Raw genomic sequence first — 11,469 nt, 5'->3', positions numbered from 1 at the left:
TGGAATTATTTTCTATATATGTCTCGTTTCGAGCGCGCAAAGAGAAAATTTTTTCTTCTCTTCCGCACCGCAACTATAGAATTTTCGCCTCCAAACGCAAAGTGGCAGAGATGCATCTTCTCAAGCACGATTCCGCTGCTGATCGACTGAGCAATCCGGCGCTGGCCGAGCGCGTGCGCGCGCAAGAATTTTCTGCCGAACTTGCCCCGAGCATGGACCATCTCGACCAGCTCGAAGCGCAGAGCATCTACATCTTTCGTGAAGCCTTCGCCCGGCTGAAGAAGATCGCCCTGCTCTGGTCGCTCGGCAAGGACTCCAATGTCATGATCTGGCTGGCGCGGAAGGCCTTCTTCGGCAAGATGCCGTTCCCGGCCCTTCACGTCGATACCGGCAAGAAGTTTCCGGAGATGTATCGCTTCCGCGATCATTACGGCAAGGAATGGGATCTCGACCTGCGCGTCGAGCCCTGCCCGCCGATCGATGCCGTCGACCCGACGCTGCCACCGGCCGCCCGTTCCGCCGCGCGCAAGACCGAGGGCCTCAAGATGGCGCTCGCAAAGTATGGCTTCGACGGCCTGATCGCCGGCATCCGTCGCGACGAGGAAGCGACGCGCGCCAAGGAGCGGGTGTTCTCGCCGCGCGGCCTGGAGGGCAATTGGGACGTGCGCGACCAGCCGCCGGAGTTCTGGGATCATTTCAACGCCTCGCCGCCGCAAGGTGCGCATTTGCGCATCCATCCGATCCTGCATTGGACCGAGGCCGACATCTGGGCCTACACCAAGCGCGAGAACATCCCGATCATTCCGCTCTATCTCGCCAAGGACGGCAAGCGCTACCGCTCGCTCGGCGATCAGGACATCACCAACCCCGTGAATTCGACGGCGTCCAGCATCGACGAGATTCTGATCGAGCTCGAGCAGACCAAGGTGCCGGAGCGCGCCGGACGCGCACTCGACCACGAGACCGAGGACGCCTTCGAGCGCCTCCGCGTCGCCGGCTATCTCTGACCTCAGGACGCTTTGTGGCTATGAACATGATCGTCACTCCCGCTTCGCCGGCCACTCCGAACGGCACGACGCGACCGCAGGTCCGCATCGTCATCGTCGGCCATGTCGACCACGGCAAGTCGACGCTGGTCGGCCGCCTCCTGCATGAGACCGGCAGCCTGCCCGACGGCAAGCTCGAAATGCTGAAAGCCGTCAGCGCGCGGCGCGGCATGCCGTTCGAATGGTCGTTCCTGCTCGACGCGCTGCAGACCGAGCGCGACCAGGGCATCACCATCGACACCACGCAAATCCGCTTCCGCACCAATTCCCGCGACATCGTGCTGATCGACGCGCCCGGCCACGCGGAATTCCTGCGCAACATGATCACCGGTGCCTCGCAGGCCGACGGTGCGGTGCTGATCATCGATGCGCTGGAGGGCGTGCGCGACCAGACCAGGCGGCACGGCTATCTCCTGCATCTGCTCGGCGTGAAGCAGGTTGCCGTCGTCGTCAACAAGATGGACCGCGTGGATTTCTCCGCCGCACGATTCAAGGACATCAGCGACGAGATCTCCGCGCATCTCGACGGTCTCGGCGTGACGCCGACCGCGGTGATCCCGATCTCCGCGCGCGACGGCGACGGCGTTGCCGAGCGCACCGACCGCATCGGCTGGTACAAGGGACCGACCGTGGTCGAGGCGCTCGATCGCCTCGAGCCGGCGCGGCCGCTGGAAGCGCTGGCGCTGCGGCTGCCGGTGCAGGCGATCTACAAGTTCGACGACCGCCGCATCGTCGCAGGCCGCATCGAATCCGGCAGCCTGATCGCCGGCGACGAGATCGTGATCATGCCCGCGGGCAAGATCGCCAAGATCAAGACGGTCGAGAGCTGGCCGGTGACGCCGGTCGCGGGTCGGCAGGGCGCGGGCCGCTCGGTCGGCATCACGCTCGACCGCGAATTGTTCATCGAGCGCGGCGACATCATCGCGCATGCGGGCAGCGCCCCGCGCGAGACGCGGCGGCTGCGCGCGCGGATCTTCTGGCTGCACGACAAGCCGCTCGCAAAAGGGGATCAACTCTTGGTGCGCTGCGGACCCAAGGAAAGCCGCGCAACCGTTGTCGCCATCGAGAAGGCGGTCGATCCAGGCGAGCTCTCGAGCAGCGAGAACAAGGCGATCGGCCGCAACCATGTCGGCGAGATCGACATCTCCCTGTCCAATCCGATCGCGACCGATCCCTACACCGAAAATCCGCGCACCGGCCGTCTCGTGATCGAGGTGTCCGGGCGCATCGCCGGCGGCGGCCTGGTGCTGTCGGTCGATGCCGGCCAGCGCGCCGTGCCTGTCGACATCGTGCCGGTGGAATCGGCGCTGCGCAGCGACGAGCGCTCGGCGCGCTACCGCCATAACGGTGCGGTGGTCTGGCTCACCGGCCTGCCCGCCTCCGGCAAGTCGACGCTGGCGCGCGCGCTGGAGCGGCGTCTCTTCACCAATGGCGGCTCGCCGATCCTGCTCGACGGCGACACGCTGCGCGCCGGGCTCAACAGCGATCTCGGCTTCTCCGCCACCGACCGCAGCGAGAACATCCGCCGCCTCGCCGAGGTCGCGACGCATCTCGCCCGCAACGGCCATATCGCGATCGTCGCGGCCGTGTCGCCGGCCCGCGAGGACCGCGCCGCCGCGCGCCGCATCGCCGATACCGCGTTCCGCGAGATCCATGTCGCAACGCCGGCCGAGGTGTGCGAGGAGCGCGATCCCAAGGGCCACTACAAGAAGGCCCGCGCCGGCGCGCTCGCCTCGTTCACCGGCATCGGCAATGATTACGAGAAGCCTGAGGCCGCCGAGCTCGTGATCGACACGTCGAAGCGGACCGTGGCCGAGGCGGCTGACGAGATCGAGCAGATGCTGAAGGCGACCGGCGTGCTGTTCGACGAGCTCGTGGACCTCGCTGCGAATATTTGAGGCCCCACTCTCGTTGGTACACTTCCTGCCGCCACGCAGTCGGTGCGTTCCCTCCCCCTTGGGCAGGGCAATCGCATTTGAATATTGCAGAGGTCGTCATGCCCGGCTTGTCCCGGGCATCCACGTTCTTCGTACTGCGTGGAAAGGCGTGGATGGCCGGGACAAGCCCGGCCATGACGCTGTGGAGACAGCCGCTGCCCACAGCCACATCTCATATGCGATAGCCCCCTGCCCCTGTGGGGAAGGGAGCGCAGTTGCGTGCGTGGCAGGAAGCCAGGCTCGGGCCCTCCTGCCCCTCTCTTCTTGACATTTTGACAAGCCTCCAGGGGTCTTCTCACCGCCCTGATTTTGGGGCTAATAGGTCCGGAAAGCCGCTCCCTTGGAACGCATTTTGCTGCTGTCGGGTCAAAGGCAGCCAAAAACAGCCATTTCCAACAAGAAAGCCCATCCATGAAACGCGTCGATGCCCACGGATTGAAGATCGCCCCTGTCCTGTTTGACTTCATCGCCAAGGAAGCGGCCCCGAAAACGGGGATCGCGCCGGATGCGTTCTGGGCAGGGGTTGCCACCATCATCAAGGAGCTGGGACCGAAGAACCGCGAGCTGCTCGCGTTCCGCGACAATCTGCAGGCCAAGATCGACGACTGGCACCGTGCCAATAAGGGCAAGGCGTTCGACCTCGACGCCTACACCGCCTTCCTGAAGGAGATCGGCTATCTCGTGCCGGAGCCGGCGACGCAGAAGGTCGAGACGGCCAACGTGGACGAGGAGATCGGCCAGATCTGCGGCCCGCAGCTCGTGGTGCCCCTCACCAATGCACGCTATGCGCTGAATGCGGCGAACGCGCGCTGGGGCTCGCTCTATGACGCCTTCTACGGCACCGACGCGATCCCGCACGATCCGTCCGAGAGCGGCAAGGGCTACAACAAGGCGCGCGGCGACAAGGTGATCGCCAAGGCCAAGGCGTTCCTCGATAACGCCGTGCCGCTCGCGACCGGCAGCCACACCGACGTCACGGCTTATAGCGTGGTCGCGGGCCAGCTCGCGGTGAAGCTGAAGAGCGGCAACGCCACCGCGCTGAAGAACGCCGCGCAGTTCGCGGGCTACCAGGGCGATGCGGCTGCGCCGAGCGCCGTGCTGCTCGTCAACAACGGCCTGCATGTCGAGGTGGTGATCGACCGCAGCAGCGCGATCGGCAAGGACGATCCGGCCGGCGTCTCCGACATGATCATGGAAGCCGCGGTCTCCACCATTCTGGACATGGAAGACTCGGTCGCCGCGGTCGATGCCGAGGACAAGGTGCTGGTCTACCGCAACACGCTCGGCCTGATGAACGGCACGCTGTCGGCCGACTTCGAGAAGGGCGGCAAGACGCTGACGCGTTCGCTCAACGCAGACCGCGTCTACAAGACGCCGGATGGCAAGGGCGAGCTCAAGCTGCACGGCCGCAGCCTGCTGTTGATGCGCAATTGCGGTCACCACATGTTCACCGACGCGGTGCTCGACGAGAAGGGCGAGGAAATTCCGGAGGGCCTGCTCGACGCGGCGGTCTCCGGCCTGCTCGCGATCCACGACCTCAAGGGCCATTCCAGGGTCAAGAACAGCCGCACGGGTTCTGCCTACATCGTCAAGCCGAAGATGCACGGCCCGGACGAGGTCTCACTGACCTGCGAGATTTTCGACCACGTCGAGAAGATGCTGGGCCTGCCCGAGAACACGCTCAAGGTCGGCATCATGGACGAGGAGCGGCGCACCACCGTCAATCTCAAGGCCTGCATCCAGCGCGCCTCCAAGCGCATCATGTTCATCAACACCGGCTTCCTCGACCGCACCGGCGACGAGATCCATACCTCGATGGAAGCGGGTCCGATGATCCGCAAGAACGAGATGAAGGCGCAGGCCTGGATCAAGGCCTATGAGGACTGGAACGTCGACATGGGCCTGACCTGCGGCCTGCCCGGCCATGCCCAGATCGGCAAAGGCATGTGGGCGGCGCCCGACAAGATGGCGGACATGCTGGCGCAGAAGCTCGGCCATCCGCAGGCTGGCGCCACCACCGCCTGGGTGCCCTCGCCGACGGCCGCGACGCTGCACGCGCTGCACTATCACCAGGTCAACGTCACCGCGCGCCAGCAGGAGCTGGCCAAGGGCGGACCCCGCGCCAAGCTCTCGGACATCCTGACCATTCCGGTGTCGAAGTCGAACTGGGCGCCCGACGACGTCAGGCAGGAGATCGACAACAATTGCCAGGGCATTCTGGGTTACGTCGTGCGCTGGATCGACCAGGGTGTCGGCTGCTCGAAGGTGCCCGACATTCACGATGTCGGCCTGATGGAAGACCGCGCCACCTTGCGCATCTCCAGCCAGCATCTCGCCAACTGGCTGCACCAGGGCGTCATCACCGAGGCGCAGGTGATGGAATCGCTCAAGCGCATGGCGGTCGTCGTCGACAAGCAGAACGCGGGCGATCCGATCTACAGGCCGATGGCGCCCGCCTTCGACGGCGTCGCCTTCAAGGCGGCCTGCGATCTCATCTTCAGGGGGCGCGAGCAGCCGAACGGCTACACCGAATACATCCTCACCGCGCGCCGCCGCGAGGCCAAGGCGGCGGGCTGAGCTCCGATGCGAAAACCTTCAAAGGCCCCGGTTCACACCGGGGCTTTTTTTGCGGGCGAAACGCCGCGGCGGGCCGCGGAACGGCTGCGCCGGGGATCGCGTTGTACCACCATCACCAACGGGAGATGGTCATGGACTGGAATCGGATCGAAGGAAACTGGAAGCAATTCAAGGGCTCCGCCAAGGAGAAATGGGCCAAGCTGACCGACGACGATCTCACACTGATCGAGGGTCGTCGCGAGCAGCTCGAGGGCCGGCTCCAGGAGCGCTATGGCAAGGCCAAGGACCAAGTTCGCCAGGACGTCGACGACTGGCTCAAGTCGCTGCATTGAGGCAGCACGAAGAAGCCCCGGCCAAGGCCGGGGCATCTGCTATTTTGGAGCTGCCGCAGTCCCTCAAAATACCGTCAAATATTTCAGCAGCGACACGACGCCGATGATGATGACGATCACACGCGCGATCTGCTTGGCGCGGCCGTCCATCGGCAGCATGTTGATGAGATAAAGCACGAGAATGACGACGAGAAAGGTGACGAGTACGCCGACCAGCATCGCGAGGCCCCCTTCAGGCAATTGCTATGCTGCTCTAACGCGCTGCAGCCAAGCCGGTTCCATTTCGGAAACCCTGCTGTAATCTCACACGAAATTCGCTCCTTCGGCTGGGTCGGCCAGCGGTTTGCCGGTCCGACGAGGCTCCAACGAGGCTCCAACGAGGCTTGGACCGCCGTCGATGCGAGCGCTCGCTACTCCTTCGCGACCACGGGGACCTGGCGGAATCTGGCGCGCACCGATTCCGGTAGCGGCGAGAAGTTCATCGCGACGCCGCGGCGGTCATTGGCGTTGCGGCTCGCGACCACGAGGCCGCCGGGTCCGGCGACGATGTCGCCCTTGCGCAGGGTGGGGTCGTCCTCGACCTTGACCGATGCGAGCCCCACCGGGTCCTTGCCATTGCAGGTACAGCCCGCGACGATCTCGTTGCGATAGCGGAACGCGTTCGGCAGGTCGGAATAGGACTTTCCCTTATCTGTCGTGGCTTCGTCGATGTTGCCGCCATAGACCAGCGAGGTTTCCGAGGCCGGGCAGAAGCTCTTGCAGGATTGCGCCTTGCTTTCGGCATCGCTGCCCTGCGCCGGGAAATAGCGGCCGTCACAGCCGCGGACGCAATAGGCCGTGCCGCCGCCATAGGTCCGTTGACGTGGCGCATCGTAACGCGGCCCGTCGTTCGGGAACGGCATGCGGATCTCCGGCGGTGGCCGCATCCGGAAGCCGCCGAACAATGCCGAGAAGAAATCCTCCGCATGCGCCGCGCTCACCGATACCAGACCGGCGGAGATAGCGATCAGGATCGCCGTTCCGCCAGCCCATTTGCCAATCAGGCGTCTGCTCATATGACCTCGCTCACGTCTAGTTCACGGCCGAGGACGTGATGTTCAACGCCTGCCGGCCCGACGGCAGCGTCGTCACGGCCGGCCGTCTGCGTACAGGCTCGCCGGCCTTGTCGCCTCCTCTGGCCATCAAGGGCGCGTTCTTCGGCAGCACCACGACCTTGGCGCCGACATTGACGCGGCCATACAGGTCGATGACATCCTCGTTGGTCATGCGGATGCAGCCGGACGAGACGAACTTGCCGATCGTGGAGGGGTCGTTGGTGCCGTGGATGCGGTATTGGCTCGAGCCGAGATACATCGCACGCGCACCCAGCGGGTTGCCGGGCCCGCCGGCGACGAAGCGCGGCAGATAGGGTTGGCGCGCGATCATCTCGGTCGGCGGATGCCAGTCCGGCCACTCGGCCTTGCGACTGACGCTCTGCACGCCCGACCAGGTAAAGCCCTCGCGGCCGACGCCGACGCCGTAGCGGATCGCGCGGCCGCCTCCGAGCACGTAATAGAGATAGGTGTTGTTTGTGTCGATGACGATGGTACCGGCCGGCTCGCTCCGGTCGAAGCTGACGATCTGCCTGCGCAGGCGATCAGGCAACTGAGCATCCTCGTCGGCGGCCTGCGGCGCCTCGTTGAGGTCATCCTGCGAATAGCCTTGGCCCTGCAAGTATTGGCCCTGCAAGTATTGGCCCTGCGAGTACAGGTCCTGCGGGTACACCCGCTGCATCGGCCCATAGCTGAAGGTTTGCGCGCTCGCGGTGCCCGTGGGCACGATGAGCAGAGCGGTTGCGAAAGCGAATGCGCTGACGGCGCGCGGCGAGAAGCTGCGACGGACTGCAAACAACTTGGTCATGAGCTGCCCCGTTGGATGTGCATCAGGTGATGCGCTGCTCCAACAAACTCCGCCGGACGGATCGAAGTTCCGGCGTAGCGTGCGGCAGCGACGTCACAGTCAAGCGAGCGACTGTTCACGAAGCCGCGATGGAACCAGCGCGCCGCCCAAGCATTAATCAGGTCATCAATGGGCGCGCGGATCGCGGATTCCGTGCGGGAGAGATATTGTGCGCGTCCTACCCAGTGAACGTCTGATTTCCGGCAACAGCGAAGGCGACCCGCTCCCAGAGAGCCATGTCGAGCTGCCGCCGGTGATCCGCCGCACTGAATTCGTCGCGTTCGCGCTGGCCGGACTGCTGCTGATTGCCATCGTCGCCGTGCTCTATGTCGGCAGGGCGTTCTTCCTGCCGGTCGTGATGGCGTTCGTCACCGGCACAATGCTCTCGCCGGCGGCAGGCTTTCTCGAGCGCTACAAGGTCCCGCGTAGCCTCGGCGCCGTGCTGATCGTGATCGCGGTGACCGCGGTGGTCGCCTTCGTCGTGGCGCTGATCGCTTCGCCGGTCATGGAGTGGAGCACGCGCCTGCCGGAGCTCGGCGCGCAACTAAAGGACAAGCTGCACGTGTTCGACCGGCCGCTTGCGCTCTGGCGGGAGATGCAAACCATGCTCGGCGGCTCGGAGGGATTGCCGAGCCTCCACATGCCCAAGATCGAGTGGGTGCAGCCGACGCTGGAATTCCTGTCACCGACCTTTACCGAATTCCTGCTGTTCTTCGTCACCCTGATCCTGTTCATCGCAAGCTGGCGCGACCTGCGGCGGGCCATGATCATGACCTTCAGCGATCACGACGCGCGGCTGCGCACGCTCCGGATACTCAACGAGATCGAGGTCCATCTCGGCAATTATCTGCTGACCGTCACCCTCATCAATGTGGGCGTCGGCGTCGCCACCGGCCTGATCTGCGCGGTCACCGGAATGCCCAATCCGGCCGGGCTCGGCGCGCTGGCGGCCACGCTCAACTTCATTCCGATCATCGGACCGGTGGCGATGTTCGCGGTGCTGGTGGTGGTGGGGCTGATCGCCTTTCCGACCATCGGCGGCGGCCTGATGGCCGCGCTCGCCTTCGGCGGCCTCACCTTCCTGGAGGGACACTTCATCACGCCGACGATCATCGGCCGGCGGCTCGCCCTGAACGCGCTCGCCGTGCTGCTCGCGCTCGCGTTCTGGACCTGGCTGTGGGGGCCGATGGGCGCGTTCCTGTCATCGCCGCTCCTGATCGTCGCGCTGATCCTGAAGGATCACCTGTTGCCGGAGAATTCGCCGCAGCTTCCGCAAGCCTGACCGGTTTCAGCGAACGGAACTTACCTCGCGACGAAACGTTCTCCGCCCATCTCAGCCGCCAACAGTTCGGAGCTCCCGATGTCCACGCCCAATGCCGAAGCCGGGATGAGAGACTGGACCGACAAAGCCACCCGAGACCGCCTCGAAAAGGATGTAGCAGCCGTGAAAAGCGATATCGCCGCCCTCACCGACCAGATCACCGACGCACTCAATACTTTCGCCAACTCCACCAGCAAGCAGGCTCGTCGCGGCTATCGCCAGGCGCGCGAGAACATGGATTCCGCGATGGACGACGTGTCCGAGCGCGGCAGCGCGATGATGGAAGCTGCACAAGACGCCTACGGCTCGATCGAAGAGACGCTGGAAGACGCGATCACGCAGCGGCCGCTCGCGACCGTCGGGCTGGCGCTCGGGATCGGCTTCCTGATCGGCATCGCCTGGCGTCGCTAGGGAGGTCGACGCCCAATTGATGCCGCGGCGGCACATCGCCGCTGTGGGCCCGTGACGCTTCGGCTGGTGGGGATTGAGGAGCAAGGCCATGTTTCAGCGCATCATTGACGGCATCAGTGCATCCACCGGCACGACGGTTCGGCTGACCTCCCTCGCCGCAGGCGCTGCCTTCGCGCTGCTCGTGACGACAGGTTTCCTCTGTGCCGCCGTCTTCATCTGGGTGCTGCAGAAATTCGGGCCGGTGCAGGCTTGTCTTGCCGGCGCCGGCATCTTCTTCCTGCTGACCCTGGCCGCGGCGGGATCCTATTGGGGTTACAAGCGCGAGGTGCAGAAGCGCGCCCAGATCGCGGCCGAGCGCGCCGCGAAATCGGCCGCGCAAAGCATGCTCGCAGATCCGATGCTGCTCGCCACCGGGCTTCAGATCGTTCGCGCCATCGGAGTGAAACGATTGTTGCCCATCCTGGCCATTGGGGGCGTCGCCCTCGGCATCCTGGCGAGCCGCGCCGGCGTGTCCGACGAGGCGTCGGCCGAGCCTGCCGAGTAGGCAGCGGTTGGAAAATTTCGTCGCAAGTCCTTTCGGCGCATCTATCCTCATTCGATGGCAGGCGAGGGCCGCATTTCTGCGCCGTTCGGCGCGATTGCCTGGCCGCTCACGCAAACGCTACTCGGATGGGCAGGCGGTTGCCGCTAAAAGCATCATCCTGATTCCAAAAGCTATTTTACTCAATGAAACCGTCCGTGAAGGCGAACCTCGCCGCATTCCAGCACGACGCCAGGCTCTATCTGACGCTCGGCATCGCCAATTGGTCCGTATTCGTCGACCATATTCCGAACAACGTCGTCAACCTGCTGACGCTGCGGAACTTCGGCTTCAGCGGCGCGGCGGACCTGTTCGTGTTCGTGGTGGGCTACGGCGTCGCCATCATCCACGGGAGGATGGCGCTGGAGCGGGGCTATGTGGTCGCGGCGACGCGCGTCTTTCGCCGGGTCTGGCGGCTCTATGCCGCCTATGTCGTGCTGTTCGTGATCTATATCGACGCCATCGCCTATGTCGCCTCGCAATCGATGGCGCCGGAGATCATCCACCAATACAACATCTCCGGAATTCTCGAGCACCCGCTGCGCATCCTGATCCGCGGTCTCGTGCTTCAGGAAGAGCCGCTGAACCTCGACCTGCTGCAGCTGATGATCCCGCTGATGGCGTTCTTTCCGCTCGCGCTGTGGGGACTGTTGCGGGGACCGAACCTGACGCTGGCGGCATCGGTCGCGCTGTATCTTGCCGCACGCTGGTTCGGCTGGAATTTTCGGATCTATCCGGACGGGGAATGGACCTTCAATCCGCTGTGCTGGCAGTTGCTGATGGTGCTGGGCGGCTGGTTCGCCGTCACTGGCGCGCCGGGGCGTGCGCTGCGCGGCATGTCCTGGCTGCGGATCCTCGCCGGCGCCTATCTGGTCTTCGCGATGGCGGTGACCATGATGCGCCATTCGCCGGCGCTGTCCGCTTACCTGCCGGATCCGCTCCTCAACAGCATCGCGCCGACCGACAAGGAAAACCTCGCGCCCTATCGCGTGGTTCACTTCCTCGCCCTCGCGTTCATTGCCACCCATCTCATTCCGGCCGATCACCCCGGCCTGAGATGGAGACCGTTGCAAGCGGTGATCGCATGCGGTGAGGAATGGCTCGCGGTATTCTGTGTCGCCGTGTTCCTGTCCTTCGCCGGCCACCTCATCCTGATCACCGGGCCGAACCTGGTGGTGATGCAGGTGGTGGTGAGCATCACCGGCTTCGCGGCGATGACCGGGCTCGCCTATTACATCGCCTGGTCGAAGCGGCAGGATCTGCCGGCAGCCCTGCGGCAGCAGGCCTAGAGCTCATCGCTTAGGCCAAAAAGCATGCGATTCTGCTA

General features: G+C 64.6%; 11 protein-coding genes. 8 read left to right on the top strand and 3 right to left on the bottom strand.

Annotation, left to right across the window (positions count from 1 at the left end; translation table 11 throughout):
- The first annotated feature begins 212 nt into the window (after positions 1 to 212).
- From cysD to BDOA9_RS10965, 4 genes are all read left to right on the top strand, one after another.
- Positions 213 to 1,007 carry a sulfate adenylyltransferase subunit CysD gene (gene cysD, locus BDOA9_RS10980; RefSeq protein WP_025033987.1) on the top strand — a complete coding sequence of 265 codons (795 nt, stop codon included), beginning with the start codon at positions 213 to 215 and terminating at the stop codon, positions 1,005 to 1,007.
- 20 nt (positions 1,008 to 1,027) lie between these two features.
- On the top strand, positions 1,028 to 2,944 hold the full coding sequence (gene cysC, locus BDOA9_RS10975) for an adenylyl-sulfate kinase (RefSeq protein ID WP_025033986.1): 1,917 nt from the start codon (positions 1,028 to 1,030) through the stop codon (positions 2,942 to 2,944).
- Between the two features lie 450 nt (positions 2,945 to 3,394).
- The gene (locus tag BDOA9_RS10970) at positions 3,395 to 5,560 is read left to right on the top strand and encodes a malate synthase G (protein WP_025033985.1); all 2,166 of its coding nucleotides are present in this window, start codon (positions 3,395 to 3,397) and stop codon (positions 5,558 to 5,560) included.
- Between the two features lie 131 nt (positions 5,561 to 5,691).
- Positions 5,692 to 5,892, top strand: coding sequence for a CsbD family protein (locus BDOA9_RS10965; RefSeq protein WP_025033984.1), 201 nt, complete (start codon positions 5,692 to 5,694; stop codon positions 5,890 to 5,892).
- A 63-nt stretch (positions 5,893 to 5,955) separates the two neighbouring features.
- Here BDOA9_RS10965 and BDOA9_RS37795 read toward each other — a convergent pair whose 3' ends face one another.
- The 3 genes from BDOA9_RS37795 to BDOA9_RS10950 form a co-directional block, all read right to left on the bottom strand.
- Complete coding sequence (locus tag BDOA9_RS37795) at positions 5,956 to 6,111, bottom strand: Thivi_2564 family membrane protein (protein ID WP_042335954.1); 156 nt, start codon at positions 6,109 to 6,111, stop codon at positions 5,956 to 5,958.
- 191 nt (positions 6,112 to 6,302) lie between these two features.
- A complete protein-coding gene (locus tag BDOA9_RS10955; protein WP_025033983.1) occupies positions 6,303 to 6,947 on the bottom strand; it encodes a DUF2865 domain-containing protein in 645 nt (214 codons plus the stop codon).
- Between the two features lie 16 nt (positions 6,948 to 6,963).
- Complete coding sequence (locus BDOA9_RS10950; protein ID WP_025033982.1) at positions 6,964 to 7,791, bottom strand: L,D-transpeptidase; 828 nt, start codon at positions 7,789 to 7,791, stop codon at positions 6,964 to 6,966.
- Between the two features lie 208 nt (positions 7,792 to 7,999).
- Between BDOA9_RS10950 and BDOA9_RS10945 the strand changes: the two genes are divergently transcribed.
- The 4 genes from BDOA9_RS10945 to BDOA9_RS10930 all read left to right on the top strand — a co-directional run bounded on the left by BDOA9_RS10945 (position 8,000) and on the right by BDOA9_RS10930 (position 11,431).
- Complete coding sequence (locus BDOA9_RS10945; RefSeq protein WP_025033981.1) at positions 8,000 to 9,112, top strand: AI-2E family transporter; 1,113 nt, start codon at positions 8,000 to 8,002, stop codon at positions 9,110 to 9,112.
- Between the two features lie 78 nt (positions 9,113 to 9,190).
- Positions 9,191 to 9,562 (top strand): DUF883 family protein, encoded by a 372-nt coding sequence (locus BDOA9_RS10940; RefSeq protein ID WP_025033980.1) that lies wholly within the window; start codon positions 9,191 to 9,193, stop codon positions 9,560 to 9,562.
- A gap of 88 nt (positions 9,563 to 9,650) precedes the next feature.
- Positions 9,651 to 10,106, top strand: coding sequence for a hypothetical protein (locus BDOA9_RS10935; protein ID WP_025033979.1), 456 nt, complete (start codon positions 9,651 to 9,653; stop codon positions 10,104 to 10,106).
- Positions 10,107 to 10,288: 182 nt separating this feature from the next.
- A complete protein-coding gene (locus BDOA9_RS10930) occupies positions 10,289 to 11,431 on the top strand; it encodes an OpgC domain-containing protein (protein WP_025033978.1) in 1,143 nt (380 codons plus the stop codon).
- Positions 11,432 to 11,469: the final 38 nt, after the last annotated feature.

This window comes from Bradyrhizobium sp. DOA9 (genome assembly GCF_000617845.2).
Taxonomy (GTDB): domain Bacteria; phylum Pseudomonadota; class Alphaproteobacteria; order Rhizobiales; family Xanthobacteraceae; genus Bradyrhizobium.
This window is presented reverse-complemented; position numbering and strand designations above follow the sequence as displayed.